At 36.3% G+C, this 21,034-nt stretch carries 19 protein-coding genes and 2 pseudogenes; 6 read left to right on the plus strand and 15 right to left on the minus strand.

Annotated features, from left to right (window positions below):
• Positions 1–136: 136 nt before the first annotated feature.
• The 3 genes and pseudogenes from HRG09_RS07870 to HRG09_RS07880 all read left to right on the plus strand — a co-directional run.
• Positions 137–337, plus strand: a pseudogene (locus HRG09_RS07870) (undecaprenyl-diphosphate phosphatase); the annotation flags it as partial.
• Between the two features lie 350 nt (positions 338–687).
• Complete coding sequence (locus tag HRG09_RS07875; protein WP_174100266.1) at positions 688–990, plus strand: antibiotic biosynthesis monooxygenase family protein; 303 nt, start codon at positions 688–690, stop codon at positions 988–990.
• A 143-nt stretch (positions 991–1,133) separates the two neighbouring features.
• Entirely contained in the window at positions 1,134–2,285 is a 1,152-nt protein-coding gene (locus HRG09_RS07880) for a VanZ family protein (RefSeq protein WP_174100267.1), read from the plus strand.
• Between the two features lie 3 nt (positions 2,286–2,288).
• Here the strand turns inward: HRG09_RS07880 and HRG09_RS07885 are convergent, their stop codons facing one another.
• The 5 genes and pseudogenes from HRG09_RS07885 to bdhA form a co-directional block, all read right to left on the minus strand.
• A complete protein-coding gene (locus tag HRG09_RS07885; protein WP_174100268.1) occupies positions 2,289–3,602 on the minus strand; it encodes a D-arabinono-1,4-lactone oxidase in 1,314 nt (437 codons plus the stop codon).
• Positions 3,590–4,763: pseudogene (locus HRG09_RS07890) on the minus strand (amino acid deaminase/aldolase). Before HRG09_RS07890 ends, HRG09_RS07885 begins: the two are co-directional and overlap by 13 nt.
• 184 nt (positions 4,764–4,947) lie before the next feature.
• Entirely contained in the window at positions 4,948–5,799 is an 852-nt protein-coding gene (gene cerA, locus HRG09_RS07895) for a phospholipase CerA (RefSeq protein WP_174100269.1), read from the minus strand.
• A gap of 234 nt (positions 5,800–6,033) precedes the next feature.
• Positions 6,034–6,378 (minus strand): potassium channel family protein, encoded by a 345-nt coding sequence (locus HRG09_RS07900; RefSeq protein ID WP_174100270.1) that lies wholly within the window; start codon positions 6,376–6,378, stop codon positions 6,034–6,036.
• Positions 6,379–6,497: 119 nt separating this feature from the next.
• Positions 6,498–7,550: a (R,R)-butanediol dehydrogenase gene (gene bdhA / locus HRG09_RS07905; RefSeq protein WP_174100271.1), complete on the minus strand. Its 1,053-nt coding sequence runs from the start codon at positions 7,548–7,550 to the stop codon at positions 6,498–6,500.
• A gap of 226 nt (positions 7,551–7,776) precedes the next feature.
• Between bdhA and HRG09_RS07910 the strand changes: the two genes are divergently transcribed.
• Positions 7,777–8,931 carry an MFS transporter gene (locus HRG09_RS07910; RefSeq protein ID WP_174100272.1) on the plus strand — a complete coding sequence of 385 codons (1,155 nt, stop codon included), beginning with the start codon at positions 7,777–7,779 and terminating at the stop codon, positions 8,929–8,931.
• A gap of 260 nt (positions 8,932–9,191) precedes the next feature.
• Here HRG09_RS07910 and HRG09_RS07915 read toward each other — a convergent pair whose 3' ends face one another.
• Positions 9,192–9,494 (minus strand): RDD family protein, encoded by a 303-nt coding sequence (locus HRG09_RS07915; protein ID WP_254610042.1) that lies wholly within the window; start codon positions 9,492–9,494, stop codon positions 9,192–9,194.
• A 364-nt stretch (positions 9,495–9,858) separates the two neighbouring features.
• On the opposite strand from HRG09_RS07915, the gene HRG09_RS07920 reads away from it, so the two are divergent.
• The gene (locus HRG09_RS07920; RefSeq protein ID WP_375335753.1) at positions 9,859–10,647 is read left to right on the plus strand and encodes a helix-turn-helix domain-containing protein; all 789 of its coding nucleotides are present in this window, start codon (positions 9,859–9,861) and stop codon (positions 10,645–10,647) included.
• Between the two features lie 80 nt (positions 10,648–10,727).
• On the opposite strand, the gene fsa is transcribed toward HRG09_RS07920, so the two are convergent.
• The 9 genes from fsa to HRG09_RS07965 all read right to left on the minus strand — a co-directional run bounded on the left by fsa (position 10,728) and on the right by HRG09_RS07965 (position 19,281).
• The gene (gene fsa / locus HRG09_RS07925) at positions 10,728–11,375 is read right to left on the minus strand and encodes a fructose-6-phosphate aldolase (RefSeq protein WP_174100274.1); all 648 of its coding nucleotides are present in this window, start codon (positions 11,373–11,375) and stop codon (positions 10,728–10,730) included.
• A 35-nt stretch (positions 11,376–11,410) separates the two neighbouring features.
• A complete protein-coding gene (gene rbsB / locus HRG09_RS07930) occupies positions 11,411–12,334 on the minus strand; it encodes a ribose ABC transporter substrate-binding protein RbsB (protein ID WP_174100275.1) in 924 nt (307 codons plus the stop codon).
• A gap of 14 nt (positions 12,335–12,348) precedes the next feature.
• On the minus strand, positions 12,349–13,284 hold the full coding sequence (locus tag HRG09_RS07935; protein ID WP_174100276.1) for an ABC transporter permease subunit: 936 nt from the start codon (positions 13,282–13,284) through the stop codon (positions 12,349–12,351).
• A gap of 3 nt (positions 13,285–13,287) precedes the next feature.
• Positions 13,288–14,772, minus strand: coding sequence for a sugar ABC transporter ATP-binding protein (locus HRG09_RS07940; RefSeq protein ID WP_174100277.1), 1,485 nt, complete (start codon positions 14,770–14,772; stop codon positions 13,288–13,290).
• Between the two features lie 18 nt (positions 14,773–14,790).
• Positions 14,791–15,186, minus strand: a complete 396-nt coding sequence (gene rbsD, locus HRG09_RS07945) for a D-ribose pyranase (RefSeq protein WP_174100278.1) — start codon at positions 15,184–15,186, stop codon at positions 14,791–14,793.
• A complete protein-coding gene (gene rbsK, locus HRG09_RS07950; RefSeq protein WP_174100279.1) occupies positions 15,183–16,079 on the minus strand; it encodes a ribokinase in 897 nt (298 codons plus the stop codon). Before rbsK ends, rbsD begins: the two co-directional genes overlap by 4 nt.
• Before the next feature lie 13 nt (positions 16,080–16,092).
• A complete protein-coding gene (locus HRG09_RS07955; protein WP_174100280.1) occupies positions 16,093–17,064 on the minus strand; it encodes a LacI family DNA-binding transcriptional regulator in 972 nt (323 codons plus the stop codon).
• Between the two features lie 117 nt (positions 17,065–17,181).
• Entirely contained in the window at positions 17,182–18,804 is a 1,623-nt protein-coding gene (locus HRG09_RS07960; protein ID WP_174100281.1) for an MDR family MFS transporter, read from the minus strand.
• 18 nt (positions 18,805–18,822) lie between these two features.
• Complete coding sequence (locus HRG09_RS07965) at positions 18,823–19,281, minus strand: MarR family winged helix-turn-helix transcriptional regulator (RefSeq protein WP_174100282.1); 459 nt, start codon at positions 19,279–19,281, stop codon at positions 18,823–18,825.
• Positions 19,282–19,549: 268 nt separating this feature from the next.
• Here HRG09_RS07965 and glpT point away from each other — a divergent pair, with 268 nt between their 5' ends.
• Positions 19,550–20,899: a glycerol-3-phosphate transporter gene (gene glpT, locus HRG09_RS07970; protein WP_174100283.1), complete on the plus strand. Its 1,350-nt coding sequence runs from the start codon at positions 19,550–19,552 to the stop codon at positions 20,897–20,899.
• Positions 20,900–21,034 lie beyond the last annotated feature (135 nt).

Genomic DNA, 21,034 nt, shown 5'->3' on the forward strand with positions numbered 1-21,034 from the left:
ACTTTTAATAACTGTTTTTCATACAAATCTTACAAAAAAATAGATTCACATATTAGAAACAACAGATTACACGACATTAAAAACATTGTCAAATCCTTCAGGAACCTTACTGATTCAAAATTATTCTTTTGACAGCTTGTTACAAAATATTACAGACATTGCAAAAGATCCAAATTTAAATACATTATTTGTACCTTACCTCGTTGCTTTCATTGCGACATTTATCATGACATATATTTCATTGAAATGGTTTATGAATATTATAGCTAAAGGGAATTTTAAATACTTCTCTTTCTATTGTATCGTTGTGGGTGTACTCGCTATCATTTTTCTATAAGAATGAAAGAGTTGTCCCATCGGAGGATAGCTCTATTTTTATAAATTGAAACTTTAATCAGCCGGGTTTTCTTGATCTCCCACCTAACTTCTTTGTTTTTGCATAATTTTGAGGTGGGGGCCTTACTGTCTGGTAATGCTGGATAAAAAATTTGTCGTCTTCCTTTTATTTACTTAGAATTTTCAGAAAAGTATAATATTAGATATATTATACTTTTCATTACGAACGGGATAAATCGCTATTCAAACATACCATAGCCTCGTAAGAATAACAGGAGGAATTGCACATGTTATGACTGAAACAGGATATTGACTCTAATTTCTCATTACTAATACAAAAGGGGTGCAATCATGTTTATTGTTACTAAACTCATTCATATTAAATTCGGTTATGAAGAAAAAATTATTCGTTCTTTACAAGAATACTATCCAAACTCTGGTACATACGGGTTTATTAATCTAGAATTCTCTCGTATGAAGCGTACTGAACATGGTAACGAATATATGATTCGTATATTATGGAAAACACAATCAGATTATCATGAGTGGATTTCTCAAAAACAAGAAACTACAACTATGCCATGGAAGGAACAATTCCAAAGCTATATTCTCTCATCAAAATCCAATGCTACGCATGTTAAATATCCGCACTAAAAAAGCCTTCTGCAAAATTGCAGTAAGGCTCTTCTTCACCCCTCTTTCCTATTGAAACAATTCGGCATCTAAAAAATAAAATTTGATTTTACATTTTATTAAAGTTATAATAGATTCCGAATTTTTTTGAAAGGATCCACATTTTGACAACTTATTTATTTCCAATTAAAACGGCATTTATTCTATTCCCCATTTTAGCAATGATTCTATTGATTCCATTTTTAATATTTAATTACAGAAAATATGGCTATTTAAATAAATGGCGTTCATTTATTTTATATTCTTTGCTGCTTTACTTGCTAAACGCTTATTTTCTTGTTATCTTACCGCTGCCGCAAACTTACGATACATGCAGCCTGCAGCCAGCTAATACACAACACGTTCAGCTTGTACCGTTTTATTTCATCCAAGAAATTAGCAACCATACAGCAGCGATATTAGCAAAGCCTGCTACCTATTTCTACTTATTAAAAGAATCTGCCTTTTTACAAGTTGCATTCAATGCACTGTTAACGATTCCATTCGGCATATATTTACGTTACTATTTCCGCCTTGGTTTTTTACGAACAATCTTCTTTTCACTTTGTCTCTCACTATTTTTTGAAGTGACACAAGTAACTGGATTGTACGGTATATATAATTGTGCGTATCGTTTATTCGATATTGACGATCTATTTTTAAATACACTAGGAGGAGCAGTTGGTTATTTCATTGCACCAATATTCACGTACTTCCTTCCTAAATCAAATGAATTAGATGCACATATCGACTTAGCTACGAAACCAGTTGGATTTATTCGCCGCCTAATCGCACTGCAAATTGATTGGATTTTCTTATCCATTGTTGTACCAGTTATAAAAAATAAAGGGAATTCTATTTTTATTTCTAGTATCCAGTCTTATACGAATCTATATGAACTTATTTTCACCATATGTGCCGTCTTCATTTACTTCATCGTCATTCCATATTTGACGAACGGAAAAACAATTGGGAAAGCGTTGCTTCGTATTCACATAAAAGGTAAAAATGGGCGAATTACCATTAAAGAATTATTGATTCGTTACGGTCTGTTCTATTTTGTTTTAGGTGGAATGAACTATATTCTCTCTAGTAGTTCCATATTGAATCAGACTAATCCATTAATTATGTTCATTATATTACTGTTTATGTTCTCAATTAATGGTCTCTTCATTCTACATGTACTATTACATGTATTTAGTCGAGATAAATTATTATTTTATGAGCATATAAGCCATACCAGAAATGCAATTACACTCAAAAAAGCTGACAAATAATTGTCAGCTTTTTTCATGAATAGAAAACATTTTTGCTACGTACAGATTTAAAAACATCCCCATTGAATCTACCTCTTTTCTAACTTCCAAGAAAGAACTTAGCTTAGGATAAACGAGTTGCAATTGTTCATATCCCATTGTATGCATTTTCCCCCAATGTGGACGTCCTTCATACTTTTGAAAAATACGCTCTATCGCTGTAAAATACGCAGCATATTTCATACCTTTATACATATGCACAGCAATATAAGCTGAATCTCTTTCATATGCGGGACTAAGCCATATATCGTCTCCTCGTACATAGCGGCATTCAATCGGAAAATGTACTTGAAACCTCTTTTCTTGTATAAGATTATGAATCTCTTGTACTACTTTTTTCATATATTGAGCAGGTATACTATACTCCATTTCATAAAAACGAACATTACGCGATGTCGCAAATATTTGATAGCTTGGACCCGTTGTTTGCGCATTCGGTACCGCCTTTGCAGACAGCCTACTAACCTCTTTACTTATAACTGGCATCAGCTTGCATCCTTTAGACAATAGTGAAAAGACTATATTTTCAAGTAGTTCTGTCTTAAACTTATGCCACTTTAAATCCATACCTTTCACTGTCGTTTCATCTGTAATTTTCACTTGAACATCATCTGAATATGGAAACACAAAAAATTCAAAATGACGATGTTTTTTATATTCTTCCAGTCTGTTCATAACAGTGGGGAATGTTTCCTTTTTACTTTTATACATAAGCAAATAGGCTGGAACGACTTTTAATTTCACTTTTACAATAACCCCCAGCATACCGAGTGATAACTGAAATGCTTTCCAAAACTCAGGATGCTCCTTCTCAGAACAAACAATAATTTCACCTGTGGCAAGAATAGCGGTAATTTCCACAACCTGTGTCGCCAAACTCCCAAATGTAATACCAGTTCCATGCGTTCCTGTACTAATAGCCCCTGCAATAGATTGTGAATCTATATCTCCTAAATTTTCTTGTGCATAGCCTTTTTCTTGTAACATTCTGCCTAAATACGACAACTTTGTTCCAGCCCACACCTCTACTATTGATGATTGTGAATCTATACTCAAAATCCCTTGTAACTCATCTAACGAAAGAAGAATTTCTTCCGTTTGAACAAGTGGTGTAAACGAGTGCCATGAACCAACAATGCGAATTCGCTTCCCCATTTCTTTTGCCAAATGTACTACTTTTATTACATCTTTTATATTTTTAGGATACATCATATATTGCGGATTTCCCTCTACATTTCCCGTCCAGTTTCTCCATTTCTGTCCTTTTATAGAAAGCATTGTCCATCCCCCCGATATGTGGAATACTCTCCTATAATCTTGTTACTTACAATACGATGTAACGATGAAAAACGCTCGCATAGTTCTCCAGCTTTACTGTGTCGAAATAACATGACATCTCCAACAGTTAGATATTCTGAACCATTATAAAAAACGGGTGTTTGCACTTCTCCAGCTCCTTCTAAAGCTAACAACTTTGCCCCACTTGGCTCCCAAATTTCAGGTTGTTTGTCTTTCCCAACTGATCCTGAAGCAATATATCCACCACCTAGGCAAGTATATATATGAAAGTCTGGCTGTCTAACAATCGATAACGCAAAGCCAATAGCTGGTTCAAAACGAATATCTTTATAATAATCAAAGAGCTTAGGAGAGTAGAAAGCAGAACCTATTGTAATCTCTGTGACAGATTCATCTTGCATTGTCGTTTTTATACTTCCTGTACCGCCTCCATTTACAAGGCGCATTGTAATTCCTTCCCCTTGTATCGTTTTTACAATATCTTGTCTTCTTTTCACTACTTCCATTGCTGCTTTTCTTTTCAAATAGGAAACAACTTTATTTTTAAAAACTTGTTTTGGTGCATTGTCTCCAACTCCTGCAATCTGTGCCTCATAGCCCATTACACCATCTATTTGTAAAACGGAAGATTGAATTGCTTTTTCAATAACTTTTAAAACCTCAGTAGTAGTACGTATAGGAGAACGTCTAACACCAAAATGAAATTGAAAAAAACGGCTGCTCATATCGATATCAATACAAACTCGAAAATGTCCACCTGTTTCTATTGCAATTTTCTCTAAATAACTAATATGTTCGATGCAATCTACCATACAAGTAATTATAAATCCTTTTTTTGTAAGCAAACTAATTTCTTGCAGTGCTTGTTCATCATATACAGGGTATCCAGGCAACAAATCATTAAATCCTTGTTTTATTAGAAATGGTACTTCTCGTGGTGAAAAACACATAATGCCTTGAAAACAACTATTAGAAGATAAAAATTCTCTTCATCACTGGAACAGATCGTAACGATTTACTAGCAATACGGACTTTTTTCCCTCTACATAATTGAACAATGGATTGAATATTTCTTTCTAACGCTTCTTCATCAAGAAATGCACATGGTAAGGGAACTTTTTGAAATATGTTACGCTCCACACTTTCCTCTCCCCTTCTATATATGTCTTATACATATTGGAAAGAAACTACCATTTTCCTGTTCCTAAACATAAAAAAGTTTCTTCTTTACGAAGAAACTTTTTAACTATTTCATAGAAATGTTTACTTACATTGGATTATGATTCATTATACCTATATGTTTTTTTAAGAAGTACCGCACCTTCTAGCGATTCCCATATGTATCAAACCAAAGCTGAATATATCCAGCTGTGACACGCTGCGCTTCTACTAAACGTTTTCCTGTTGCTGGTGTAACTTCTGCACGCCATTTATCAGCATATTCTTGCGATACAGCTGCCCAAACGAACCAATCTTTTGTAGTATCATTTACAATGCCAGCATAATCTTGCTTAGCAGCTACAGCTGCTCCATGAATCCAATCTTCAGGATTCGTTCCTTTCCAATTCCAATATCCATTCCCATCAACTACTTTATAATTATCTTTAACTGTATCTACAAAATTTTCATATTTGGAGTGGAAACCTTGTGGATAAGAAAGATTCGTAAAGTTTGCTGCATGCATTGGTTGATTGACATCCCCTAAGTAATGAAGCGATAAACCTAAATAAAAGAATGCTTGTTTTATATCTTGTTTTTGATACGATTCACCTGCAAGTTTAAAGTATTTAGCTCCAGTTTCTTTTGCTTGCTTAGCAAAAGGAATATATGTCTTCCCTGTATCAGGATCATAGAAATGAGAAGCAAATGTACTATTATCATAGTAAGGATTTTCATAATCAGCAGCATAAATACCATTCTCTAACTCTGTACGCCATTCCTTTAATAGTGCCACTTGATCTTGTTGTACAATCGTTGTATTACGGGACATAATATCAATTGCGCGATTGACAATCCATAAATGGGAATTTACGCCTTCTGCATGCTTATCTTCAGCAGACCAATATTGAATGATTCTTACCTTATTTCCGCCCTCATTTTCATGGGCAAATGCTACACTTTGCAATGGTGCTACTAATGTAATAGCTGTTGCTAAGGCTAATACTTTCTTTTTCATACGGAACCCCCATTACTCATTCTTTTAATATATAATTAATAGCATATAGTTAACCTATGATTAGAATACACTACCTTTCTCTTGATTTTTATTGAGAAAATAAATGATGCAAATGTTCATATCATTATTAATCCTGTAATTTTCATTGTAGTGGACAAATATTAATCCTCTGCAAAGAAACAGCTAAAATATTGTAAAAAAAATAAAGCAATCAAGATATGCACCTGATTGCTTCTACTCTTTTTTTCGACCTGATAATATATTTGGTAATTGAACATTTACTGCTAGTTTATGAATAAACCCAAACACTAAACCAATTCCAATGAAAATATAGAAGATCGTAAAAATCTTTCCAAAGTCTGTTTGTGGGCTAAAATCACCATAACCAACTGTCGTTAACGTTACAACGCTAAAATACAATGCATCAATTGTGCGCAATCCCTCTACCGTACTGTAAAAAATAGTCCCTGATATTAACGTTAGAATGGTTAACACAAATAACACTTGAAATTCTTTATCTTTCCAAGCCCTTAAACAAGCTTTTAACATTCGTTTCAAAGTAAGTAAAAATGAAAGCATACGACTCTCCCTTCATACTCAAGCTAATTCTTCAAAGGAAAGTCTATCACCTTTCTATACATAAAAAAAGTAGCCTTCTTCTATTTCTAGAAAAAGACTACTTTCTTCTATATTATATGTTATTTAGGTGAAACAAGAATTTTCACTTGATTTTTATCTTTTACAAGCGCTTCAAATCCTTCTTCTACAACTTGATCTACTGTAATTTTTTTCGTAATTAATTTCTCTGCTTGAATTTGACCAGAGCTAATTAATTTAATAACAGATGGGAAGATGTGACGGTATCCAAGAATACCAACAAGCTCTTTTTCTTTTAATACTAAGTTGTTTGGAGTGATTTTTGCGTCTTTTTCCCATACGCTGACAATAACTATTTGACCTTCAAATCTTGTACTTTCAATTGCTTGACGAAGTACAACTTCAACGCCTGTTACTTCGAAGCTAACATTTACACCTAAACCGTTTGTTAAGTTACGGATTTCTGCTAGCACATCTTGTTCTGCTGGATTTAAGACGTAATCAGCACCTGCTAATTTTGCTAACTCTTGACGTTCTTTCGAAAGCTCAACTGCAATAACAGGTGTTGCACCTGCCGCTTTAGCAGCTTGAATAACAAGAAGTCCGATTGGGCCACAGCCAAATACAGCTACAGCTTCACCTTCTTTTAATTTACTTTGACGCACTGCATGAACTGCAACTGCTGCTGGTTCTACAAGTGCGCCTTGTTCATAAGTCATTTCATCTGGGATATGGTGAACCATATCTGCCGGTACTACAGTATATTCAGAGAAGCCACCGCCATCGCCACCAAGGCCATGGAAAACAAGTTGTTCGCAAACGTTATAATGACCATGTTTACAAGCTTCACATTTACCACAAGAATAAATAGGTTCTACAACAACGCGGTCCCCTACTTTATGAGTTGTAACGCCTTCACCGATTTCAACAACTTCACCACTAAATTCATGACCTAAAATGACAGGTGCTTTCACATGTGTTAGTGGGTGTTCTTCTGTTGGAATAAAAATAGGTCCTGCTAAATATTCATGTAAATCTGTTCCGCAAATACCACACCATTTAACCTTGATTTTTACTGCTCCTGGTCGTACAGTTGGTTCTGGAACTTCTTCTACTCTTACATCACGTTGATTATGCCAAAGTAATGCTTTCATTTTATGCATCCCTCTCTATGTATATACTTAACCTGGTGAAGTTTACAATTTTATTATAGTACTACTATCCATATATTCCAAAATACTAATCTAAATTTCACTAAATTTTAACAGAAAAAGTTCACTTTTTTGTCACTTTGTACTTTTTTCCCACATCTGTTAATTCAATTTCATTGCAGGTGAATTTCGCATTGTGCCATAATAGCAGAGGAGAGGTGAACATCACTTGAAATATTTCATTTATTTTATTGTTATCGTAGCGTTTTTAGATACATTTTCACAATTACCAATTATGAGTACTTACGCGCAAAGCCTTGGTGGAACTCCCCTTATTATCGGTCTTGTTGTCGGAATGTACTCGTTTGCCAATATGATCGGCAATATTATCGCAGGTGCATCTGTTGATAAGTTTGGAGCAAAGAAAGTACTTTATATAAGCATGGGAATTACGAGTTTCATAGTATTATTGTATACCGTTGTTCAGAGCGGCGAACAATTACTTGTCGTTCGCTTTTTACACGGATTTAGTGATGGTTTCTTAATCCCTGCAGCCTTTACTTTCCTATCTAAGCAAACGAAATCTACAAAACAAGGAAAAGCAATGGCACTATCCGGTGCTGCTGTCGGAACAGCAGCTATCGTTGGTCCTGCCTTCAGTGGAATTATGAAAGCAACTGCAGGCGTTGAATGGGTTTTTATTACGATTTCGATTTTAATGGTACTCGGTACAATCGTTTCCCTTTTCTTGTTACCAAACAATGTAACTAGAAAAGATACTTCACGAACTCAAATGATGAACAAAGAAGATATGATAGGATTACTAAAATCCGAACCATTATTACAAGCATATATTGGCGCTTTTACATTGATGTTTTCACAAGGAATCGTCACATATATGTTACCCGTAAAAGTAGAAGCATTAGCGCTTAAAGCATCAACAACAGGCATGATGCTAAGTGTATTTGGGATTACCGCTATCCTCTTCTTCTTGCTACCGACAAATCGTATTTTTGACCGCTTTGACCGTTCAAAAATGATGCTAATTGGTATTGCAGTCATGGCATTTGCCTTATCATTACTTGGCATCTTTACAACAAAAGGTATGCTCTTTGTTGTGATGATGATTTATGGAATTGGATTCGCCATCCTCTTCCCATCTATTAATGCTTTACTCGTTGAAAATACAACTGAAGATAAACGCGGGAAGGCATTCGGATTATTTTATGCGTTCTTCTCATTAGGCGTTGTCGCAGGATCTTTTACAGTGGGGATAATCGGTGCATCACCGAGCGTAAGCTTTGTAATTGGAACCGCATTCTTACTCACATTTGCTTCTATGATTTATGTAAGAGGAAAAGTGAAAAAGACAATGATGGGCTAGAGTCCCATCATTGTCTTTTTATTTTCAAGTAAGTGTTTTACTGAAAGCACTTTGTATCTAGGACGTATGCTGTAACATGTCCATCCTGAATATCAGTTAATGTTATATTGTATGATCCAGGAGTTATTCTAGTATCCTCATCTATGTAATAACTTGGGTCGCCTTTATCTTCTATTCATCTAATACTTCTATCACTTGTGTCCCAGCAATCAGATCACGAATTGCTCTTTTATCCTCACGTAACCCTACCATAAATGCACTTACATTGAACTACCCCCACCTTCACTTCGTTTAGAGGAAGGGGGCTTCTCGGTTAAAATGATAAAGCCAATTCCTAATGTAAGTATATATACAATCATAGCTATCAAATAACGCTTACATGTAGTCCATAATGTAATCTTTTCGCCATCTATACGAATAACTTGGATTTCTATCACTCTCTTCCCTATTGTAAACCCTAACCATATTGCAGGTACAATCAAGAAATATAACAAGTTTAAAATATTTACGATTATTTCCGTATGAGACTTGGATACATCTAAACTTAAAAACATAATATACATAGGAACAATCAATAACCCATCAACAATACAAGCTAAAAATCTCTTCCAAAACCCTGCAGGTTCCCTTTCATCATTTCCAATAGAGATTGGATAACTCTTGCATATATCTCGACAATTTCCTTGGAAATATTTCTTTTCCCTACAGTATTTGATAAGCCTTTGTTTTTGAAATCGTTATAACATAGCATTCGGCGATTTTAACGCTTGAAAATTCTAAATATTGGTTATACAGTTAAATCATATAAAAAATGCATCATAATAACATAATTGCAACCGTAAGTTGACAAAGTGCATTTCTCATAGGATAGAACAGACAGCAATGTTTATATACAATTTAGTTATCAAAACAAAGGGGGTTATACATATGGCTTTTGGTGAAAAACTTTTTAAGTTAAGAAAAGAAAAAGGCCTTTCTCAAGAGGCTTTAGCTGAAAAATTAAACACCTCAAGGCAAGCGATTAGTAAGTGGGAAAATGGTCAAGGATTTCCTGAAACTGAAAAACTTTTAATGATTGGAAATATTTTCGAAGTATCTGTTGATTATTTACTAAAGGATACAGCTAAGCAAAGCAGTGAAAATGAACCAGGATATTATGTAAGTAGAGAAATGGCAGAAGGGTATTTGTTGTATGAACAAAAAATTTCTAAATATATTGCTTTAGGGTTTAGCCTACTTATTTTATCTTCCGTACCATATTTGCTTTTTAAACAGGATCCAGCAATCTATACATTTCTTATCATTATAATTGCTGTCCTCGGTATCGGAACGATTGTGACAGCCATATCTATAGAAGATAATAAATATAAAACCCTTAAAAAAGAGACTTTGATGTTTGATCAAAACTTTCTTAAAGAGTTAGCAGCAAAATATACAACTATTAAAAAGAGATATGCTCCAGTAATAGTAGTTGGAATTTGTTCAATAGCAGCAGGTGGAATACCATTTTTGTTAGAGAAAAAAAATATAACTTCAGGAGTTTTAGTTCCCTATTATCCGATTTGTGTGGCATTAATTGCTGTTGGTATCTACATTTTCATTCGCATAGCAGCAATATTAGAAGCATATAAACTTTTAGTAGAAAATGAAGAACATAGTAATCGCTTATTTTTTAAACTTAAACAGAAAGTGAGAAAAAAGGTGAATGACTTTTAACAGTACGACAAACTGATTAAGCTTTTCTATATAACAAAAAATCACAACTCAAACAAATGAGTTGTGATTTTCTTTCATACTTATTTCCCTTGTGTTTTCTCCCAATCAGCTAAGAACTTCTCAATTCCTTGATCTGTTAATGGGTGTTTTACTAATGCTCCGATTACATTCGCTGGAATTGTTGCGATATGTGCACCGTTTAATGCTGCATCAGTTACGTGAACGCTATGACGTACAGATGCTGCGATGATTTCTGTTTTAATGTCGTGAATTACAAAGATATCAGCAATTTGGCGAATTAAGTCCATACCGTTATGACCAATATCATCTAAGCGTCCTAAGAATGGAGATACGTATGTTGCACCAGCGCGCGCTGCAAGCAATGCTTGTACTGCTGAGAACACTAACGTAACGTTTGTACGGATTCCTAGATCAGAGAATGCTTTTACTGCTTTTAAGCCTTCTTTTGTCATTGGTACTTTAACAACAACGTTTGGAGCAATTTTTGCTAATTCTTTTCCTTCTTCAATCATTTTATCTGCTTCTAAGCTAATTACTTCTGCACTTACAGGTCCTTCTACAACGCTGCAAATTTCACGAATACGTTCATGGAAATCTACGCCTTCTTTTGCTACAAGTGATGGATTTGTTGTTACACCTGCTAATACGCCTAAATCATTTGCCTCTTTAATTTCATCAATGTTTGCTGTATCAATAAAAAATTTCATTTGTATTTCTTCCTTCCTAAATGTAAGTTTATATTTCATTTTTTCTTAATAAGCTCTAATTCAATCGGAATGAATTTTTCCACTTTTTTACCTTGGCTCACTTGTTTTGCTGTTTCCATCGCCTTCTCTCCGATTAACCCTGGTTTTTGCGCAACAGTTGCTGCCATACGCCCATCATTAACTGCCTTCACAGCATCGTCAGTTGCATCAAATCCAACAACCACGACATCTGCTTTCCCAGCAGATTTTAATGCCTCAAGCGCCCCTAATGCCATTTCATCATTATGAGCAAATACTGCCTTAATATCATTATTTGCTTGTAATATGTTTTCCATAACTGATAATCCTTTGGCACGATCAAAATCGGCAGCTTGTTTTGCAACAACTTTTAATCCTTTGTCAGCTACGTTATGGAATCCTTTCCCGCGCTCACGAGCAGCAGAAGATCCAGGAATCCCTTCTAACTCAGCGACATTTGCTCCTTCACCAACAAGTTCACGAATGTAGTCACCAGCCATTTTGCCACCTTCTACATTATTTGATGCAATGTGTGAAACAACTTTTCCTGAGTTTGCAACGCGGTCCACTGTAATAACAGGGATATTTGCCGCATTCGCTGCACTTACAGCTGAAGCAACCGCATCTGAATCAGTTGGATTAATCACAACGACATCAACGCCTTTTTGAATTAAATCTTCGACATCATTCGTTTGCTTCGCTGCATCATTTTGCGCATCAACAGCAATCAACTCAATGCCACTATCTTTCGCTTTCTTTTCTGCACCTTTTTTCAACGTAACGAAAAATGGATTATTTAAAGTGGAAACAGAAAATCCAACTTTAATAGTTTTATTTCGACCTTTATCGCTAGAATCCTTCGCCCATTCTGGCGGTTCCATTGAACAACCAGCAGTGATTACCATGATAAGTGCAACGAGTACAAGTAACCATTTTTTCATAAATTGTCCCTCCATTACGCTTCTTTTCGACGATCAATTAATACAGCAAGTAAGATAACAAGTCCTTTGACAACTTGTTGGAAAAAGGAAGATACGCCTAATAAATTTAGACCGTTATTTAATACACCGATAATCAGTACACCAATGAAGGTGCCGACAATCCAACCCCTTCCGCCCGAAAGACTTGTTCCTCCTAATACAACTGCAGCAATTGCGTCTAATTCATAAGAAGTACCAGCAGTTGGCTGTGCAGAATCTAATCGTGATGTTAAGACAATACCCGCAAGCGCTGCCAAAATTCCAGAAAGACCGTAAATCATTACTTTTATTCTCGCTACATTAATACCTGATAATGCCGCTGCTTCTTCATTCCCACCAATTGCAAAAGTACGGCGACCAAATGTCGTTTTCTTTAAAATGAAGTACAGAACTGCGAAAGCAATCATCATCGTTACAGCTGGCACCGGAATACCAAGGAAATAGCCACGACCAAACATTTGGAACATTAAATGATCACCAAGGCCAGTGATCGGACGTCCGTCCATGTAAACAAGTGTGAGCCCACGAAAAATGGTCATTGTTGCTAAAGTCGCAATAAATGGTGCCACTTTTCCTTTCGCAATGATGATACCGTTTACAATCCCCATTACAAGACCAGCCAATAGTCCAACTGCCATTGCCAGGAACGGATCCATGCCACTTGCCATCATTCCAGCAACAAGTGCACTTGATAATGCTAAAATAGAACCCACCGATAAGTCAATACCTCCTGTTAAAATAACGAAGGTCATTCCAAATGCAATGAGTGCATTTATCGATACTTGCCTTAAAATATTAAATAAGTTTGGAATTTCAATAAATGCTGGATTTAATGCCGTAATAACTACGATAATAAGTGCTAATCCAATTAAAGAACCGAGTTGTTGCAGAACATTCCCCTTTTTAGCCATAACTTATTCTCCCCCTGTAGCTAATGCCATAATGGACTCTTGTGTTGCTTTATCTTTCTCTAAAATGCCGCCTACTTTTCCTTCATGAATAACAAGAACACGATCGCTCATTCCTAATACTTCAGGTAATTCGGATGAAACCATAATAACGGCATCGCCTTGATGAGTAATCTTATTCATAATTGAGTAAATTTCTTTTTTCGCTCCAACATCGACGCCGCGCGTTGGTTCATCTAGAATTAACAACTGCGGCTGTATTCCTAGCCACTTTGCAATAACGACCTTTTGTTGATTGCCACCAGAAAGTGATTTGACAGGCTGTTCCCCATTTGCCGCCTTTACATTCAGAAGCTTCATCATATCCCTTGTAAACTGCTCTTCCGTTCCTTTATCCATCACACTACCTTTTGAAAGACTTTCTAAATTAGGTAATGCTAAATTTTCACGAATAGAAAAGTCTAATACAAGCCCTTCGGATTTTCTATCTTCAGTAATAAAAGCAATCCGTTGCCTTATCGCATCAATTGGACTGTCAATTTTCACCTCTCGTCCATTGATTAATATTTGCCCTGAATCTAATGGTTCATAGCCAAAAATCGCTTTCATAATATCTGTGCGACCAGCTCCCATTAATCCAGCGACACCGAGAATTTCTCCTTTTCTCACTTGAAACGAAATATTTTCAAACTTTCCTTTTTTCGTGCCGTTACGCATTTCAAAAATAACTTCGCCAATCTTAGCATTTCGCTCTGGATAACGTTCACCAATACTACGGCCAACCATCATGCTTACCACTTCATCAAATGACGTTTCAGGAATTAACCGTGTTCCCACATATTCTCCATCACGTAAAATAGTAATAGCGTCACAGATTGAAAAAATTTCTTCCATACGATGTGAAATATAAACGAACGATACACCTTCTGTGCGTAATTTATTAATAACCGTAAAGAGTGTTTCAATTTCACGATCTGTTAAAGCCGCGGTAGGCTCGTCCATAATAATAACGCTTGCATTTGTCATTAATGCCTTACCAATTTCAATAATTTGCTGTTGCCCAACAGATAATTCCCCAGCGAGCATAGCCCCTTTTACATGTAGCCCAAGACTTGCTAATTGCTCTTGCGCAATAGCATTCATTTGACGCGTACGCAGAATACCTGTTTTTCCGTACATAAGCTCTTTTCCAAGAAACATATTTTCAGCTACTGTTAAATTCGGCAATATGTTTAGTTCTTGATGAATAAAAGCAATTCCGTACTCTTCTGCTTCTTTCGCGTTTTTAAAAGTTCGTTCTTGTCCATCAATCGTGACCTGACCACCATCTCTTGTATATACACCTGTTAAAATTTTCATGAGCGTTGATTTACCTGCTCCATTTTCCCCCATCAGTGCATGGACTTCTCCTGTTTCAATGCTAAACTGTGCATTTTTCAAAACAGGATTGCCATTGAACGCTTTTGAAATATTTTTCATTTCAATTCGCATTCTCATCACATCCCTTTATTAAAAAATCACGCCTGCGTGTAAAATAACGTTCGCATATGGTGTTGCTTCTCCTGTACGAATAATTGCCTTCGCCTGTTTTGTACGTTCTTTAAACTGTTCATGAGCTACATATTCAACAGCAGCCTCTTTCAAGCGTTCTTCAACTTCTTGGTTTACCTCTGCATTATACGTAGTAATTTCTTCTGCTAATGTTAGTTTTTCAACTGCCATATCATCTGCTACAACTTGTAATACATCTAGAAAAGATGGTTTTCCAAGTTCAACAGCTAAATCAATCCGTTTCACACCGTCAGGAATTGGTAAGCCACAATCCGCAATCACAATTGTATCTGTATGCCCAAGTGAAGCAAGCACAGCAGCGATTTCACTATTTAATACTCCATGCTTTTTCATCCGACAATCACCTGCACTTCTCGGAGTCTCTCCCGTGTTGGCATACCGCCTTGTGCTCCGAGCTTTGTTACAGAAAGACCACCAGCAATATTTGCAAATCGAATTGCTTTTTCCAGTAGCTCACCTTCCGCAAGTGCAACCGCTAATGCACCGTTAAAAGTATCGCCAGCTCCTGTCGTATCTACTACTTCTACAGAAATGCTTGGAACATGAACAACTTCTGTACCATTATGGAAACGAACGCCTTTACTACCTTCTGTCATCAATAACTTATTTGGGTATTTCGCAAGTAACTCTTCAATTGGTGACGTAAAATCATCTAATACGATGCGGCACTCATGCTCATTTGGTGTAATATATGTTGCCTTTTCCAAAATATCTGCTGATAAAAATTGTGCCGGTGCTGGATTTAACATCACTGGAATTTTATGCTCTTCGCAAATATTAAGAACATATTCCACTGTTTCCAGTGGTATTTCCAACTGCAGTACAACCATATCCGCTTTTACGAGAAGATCTTTTGCACAATCTACAATTTGCTCATTCACAAGCCGATTTGCACCTTGTACAACAACAATACTGTTATCTTCTTCCGCCAAAACGATATGAGCGATTCCTGTCGTTTCACCTGTAACCGGTACCACACAATCGATAAAAATACGTTCATTCTCTAAGTTATTTCTAACAATTTTACCATAAGCGTCATCTCCTACTGCTCCAATCATCGCTACATTCGCACCTAATCGAACTGCAGCAACTGCCTGGTTGGCACCTTTTCCTCCTGGCACTGTATGAAACGCTTCACCAATTACCGTCTCTCCTGCTTTCGGTCGCTTTTTTGAAACGGCGACTAAATCCATTGAAATACTGCCGACTACTGCAATGTTTGGCATATATCTCATCTCCTTACTTCGTTGTATTTCGTTCTATAATTTTAATCGGTAAACGATAATGTTCAATTTCTAATGGTTTTCCTTCCATTTGTTCTAACAATAATTCAGTTGCAATGCGCCCCATCTCATAAATAGGCTGTGCAACCGTTGTAATGGATGGGTACATCATTTCCGTTAATGAAATACCATCAAATCCAATAATTTGCAAATCGTCTGGAATTGAGATTCCCTTTTGCAATGCTGCTTTTACTACACCAATTGCAATTAAATCATTTCCAGCTACAATACCGTCAATATGCGGGTACTCTTCTAACAGCTCCGTTGCCACACGTTCACTATCTGCTGGATCAAATGTACTTTCTGCAATCATATAAGAAAGCCTATATTGTGTAATCATATCCACAAATCCTTCAAAACGCTCATTTGCTGTGCTTACGTCACGGGGACCACGAATATGCGCGATGTGTTTACACCCTTTTTCTAATAGCAACTTGGTCGCTTCTTGAATCCCCGCATAGTTATCTGCATATACGGTTGGAATCCGTTCATTGAACATGCGATCGATTGCCACAACTGGTACAGATAGATTTATGTAATTCATACTATTTTGTGGATTTGTCGCTACAATAAATCCATCTACGTTATTTTGTTTCAATACATCAATATATTGTTTCTCTTTTTCTAAACTCTCATCGGAATTACAAAGTACGACTGTGTAACCTTGTTTATGCGCTACATCCTCTACGGCACGTGCAACTTCTGGAAAGAATGGATTCACAATGTTCGGAACGACTAAACCAATTAAACGAGACTTTTTATTATACAGAGAACGTGCTACTGTGCTCGGTTTATAATCCAGCATTTCAATTGCTCGTTCTACTTTTTTTAACGTATCTTCGTGAACATATCCGTTCTTATTTAACACTCTGGAAACGGTCGCAACAGATACTCCCGCTAATTTTGCAACATCTTTTATGGTACTCATTCTCTTCCCTCCTCATTACATGTAACCGTTTACACGAAATAATATAACTCATTTCTAAAAATACGTCAATCACTTCTAACTAAAAAAGCATCACCCTAAGGCGATGCTTTTTTCTCATTATGAGTAAGATACATTCGTTTCTTTTTCTTCTACCGCAGCAGACTCTTCTGCACCTTTTTTACGATTAGAAAGCTTGATTTTCTGCAAGAAAATCGTAAATACAGCACCAACTACGATAAAGACTAAACCTGTTAGAAATACACTATGAAGTGAATCTACTAAAGATGTTTTTAAAATAGGCACGATACTATTAGCAAATGCTTCTGGCATTTGTTTTAATGCTTCCGGACTAAATAACATAGAATATAATCCTTGTGGATCTGTATGAATCATATCTTTAAACTTCGTTACCATCTGCCCTGCTTCTGCTGGGAATGTATTTAAGACAGGCACTAATTTATTTGTTAAAGTTGTACCTGAAGTATTATTCATAATAGAACCTAAAATTGTAATCCCAAATGTTCCCCCGATTTGACGGAAGAATTGACTAGAAGATGTAACAACCCCAAGATCTTTTTTCGGGAAACTTTCCTGCAATGCTAATGTTAATGTCGGCATTACAAGACCCATTCCTAAACCGATAATGCTCATATAAGAAGTTGCAACAAGCTTACTTGTATGCATATCCATTGTCGTTAACAGCCAAAATCCGCCGGCCATGATGAGCATTCCTGTAATAATTTGTGGTTTCACTCCAACTTTTAATACGAGCTGACCCCCGATAATACTCATCACAATCATCGTAATCATCATTGGTGTCATGATTGTTCCAGATTCAGCCGCACTTACTCCAACAATTCCTTGCATAAAGAATGGCACAAACATAATTGCCCCAAACATTCCAATGCTCATAAAGAAACCAATTGCATTTAGTAGTGTAAATGTACGGTTCTTAAAGAAATGCATCGGTAAAATTGGCTCTTCTGCCTTTAGTTCAACAATTACAAAGCTTACGATACCAATGATTGCAAGTGCAAATAGCCCAATAATTTGCCAAGAATCCCACGCATAGTCTTTCCCGCCGAATGTTAATGCAAGTAATAAACTTACAACACCAAGAATCATTGTGAAAATACCAGCAATGTCAATTTTAATCGGACCTGTTTGTTTATGTGATTTTAACCCCATTGCAATGAAAATTGTTGCTAAAACACCAACTGGTAAATTAATATAGAATACCCATCTCCAGTTGACAGCATCTACAATCCAACCACCTACTTGCGGTCCAATTACAGATGCAAGACCATATAATGCTCCGAAAATCCCTTGCCATTTCGCACGTTCTTTTCCTGTAAACATATCCCCGATAATAATCATCGCCATTGGCATCATAATACCGCCACCTAGGCCTTGAATACCGCGGAAAATGATTAACTCCGTCATGCCGTTTGCCATACCACAAAGGGCTGAACCAACCATGAAAATAACTAACCCTGTTATATATACGTTACGGCGTCCTAATAAGTCAGCTAACTTCCCTGCAATTGGTACAACTGTCGTTGATGTTAACATATACGCTGTTGTTAACCATGTCATTAAACTTAATCCACCTAGTTCACCAACGATACGCGGCATCGCTGTACCAACAATTGTTCCATCTAACGCAGCAAATAACATCGCAATAACTAGACCAATTAACAACAACTTTCGATTTTGATTTTGATTTTCTTGTTGCTCCATGTAATCTCCTCAATTCCTTTAGTTTGTTTCTTTTTTCTCAGATGCTCCACAAATAATTGTCTCCAATTTTTCAAATAAGCGTAGTAAATCTTCTCTTTCTTGTAATTCTAATTGTGAGAAGTATTTCGCAATATGTTCGTTTCGAGCAGTCATTGCTTCTTCTAATACATCTTTCCCCTTCTTCGTTAGCTCAATGATAACAACACGGCGATCATTTTTATCGTGATAACGTAACACCAATTCTTGATCAATTAAACGATCAATCATCACTGTAATCGCACTTGGTTTCACGTACATTTTCTTCGCCAACTCTGTAGCTCTTGCTGCACCGTAATGATCTAAAATTTTTAAAATATAAAATTGCGGTGGCGTCAGTCCTGATGCTTGCATTTGTTCTAGTAACTCCGTTTGCATTTTCTTTCCTATCGAAAATGCTAGAGCCTGAATTTTATCAATATGAGTCATATCATTTTGCATGTTATCCACCTCTTATTTAAACAATAAAATATTTAACGTATTTAAATATTAAACTACTAAATAAATGCCGTCAATCATTTTATTTCATAAAAACGTTTACAAATTTGTCACAAAGTTGTATACTTTGTGACGAAGTTAATATTGACAGTCATGGAGAATGAGAGTATAAGGCTATGGAGCATAGAAAGGAGACCCTTTCTATATTTCATGGTCTTTTTTATTTTCTATGTCATAAAACATTTTCAATAATAGAGGAGGATTTTAAGCGATGTTTCTAACTAATTTATTTAAACCTGCGCCGCATACAGATCGCTTGCCTGCTGATCGCATAGATAGCGAATACCGCAAGCTACGCTTGCAAGTATTTTTAGGCATTTTCATTGGTTATGCAGGTTACTACTTTGTTCGCAAAAACTTTTCACTGGCAATGCCATATCTTGTTGAACAAGGATTTAGTAAAGGCGAACTTGGTATTATCCTTTCTGCCGTATCCATTGCATATGGCTTAAGCAAGTTTGTAATGGGGATTGTATCCGACCGTTGTAACCCCCGCTACTTCTTAGCAACAGGACTATTTTTATCCGGTATCATTAATATTATTTTCGGTTCGGTTTCTTTTATTACAACAAGTATTTTACTCATGTTTGTTCTGCAATTCTTAAACGGATGGGTACAAGGTATGGGATGGCCTCCATGTGGTCGTACGATGGTTCACTGGTTCTCTATTAGCGAGCGTGGTACAAAAATGTCCATTTGGAATACTGCTCATAACGTCGGCGGAGCAATTATGCCAGCCCTTGTTACATTGGGAATGTATTTATTCGCTGATGATTGGAAAAGTGTATTTTACGTCCCTGGTATTTTTTCAATTTTAGTTGGGATTTATGTATTAATTACAATGCGTGATACACCTCAATCTTGCGGATTACCATCAATTGAGGAGCATACAGGAGAATATCCAACTAGTGAAAAAATAGAAGATCGTGAGCGTGAGCTTTCGGCAAAGGAAATTTTATTCAAATATGTACTGAACAATAAGTTTTTATGGTACATTGCTATCGCTAACGTATTCGTATATTTTGTACGCTATGGTGTTGTCGACTGGGCACCTACTTATTTAGTAGAGGAAAAAAGCTTTACTCATAATAGCTCTCGTACAGCTTACGCTCTATATGAATGGGCTGGGATTCCAGGGACACTTCTTTGTGGGTGGATGAGTGATAAGCTCTTTAAAGGACGCCGTGCACCTGCTGGTATTTTATTCATGGTTGGTGTATTCATTGCTGTTCTTGTTTATTGGTTAAATCCAGCTGGTCACCCAATCATCGATAGTATCGCACTTGTTTCAATTGGATTTTTAATTTATGGACCAGTTATGCTAATTGGGTTACATGCTCTTGACTTAGTACCAAAAAAAGCTGCTGGAACAGCTGCTGGTTTAACAGGTTTCTTCGGTTACCTGGGCGGTGCTGCATTTGCTAGTGCTGCAATGGGCTTTATTGTAGATACTTTCGGATGGGACGGCGGTTTTATTCTATTACTAGCATCTTGTGTGCTTGCGATTTTCTTCCTTGCTCTTACTTTAAACACAGGATCATCAAAATCGCAGCAAGCATAAAGTGAAACTTTACTCAGTAAAAAAACAACTGAAGTAAAAAAACAAAATAGCTCTTAGCATTAAGATACACGCTAAGAGCTATTTTTTATTTATGTCTAATGATATTGTCTTGCCAACTATAACAATCATTCCCCT

This window comes from Bacillus sp. Xin1 (assembly GCF_013314535.1).
Taxonomy (GTDB): domain Bacteria; phylum Bacillota; class Bacilli; order Bacillales; family Bacillaceae_G; genus Bacillus_A.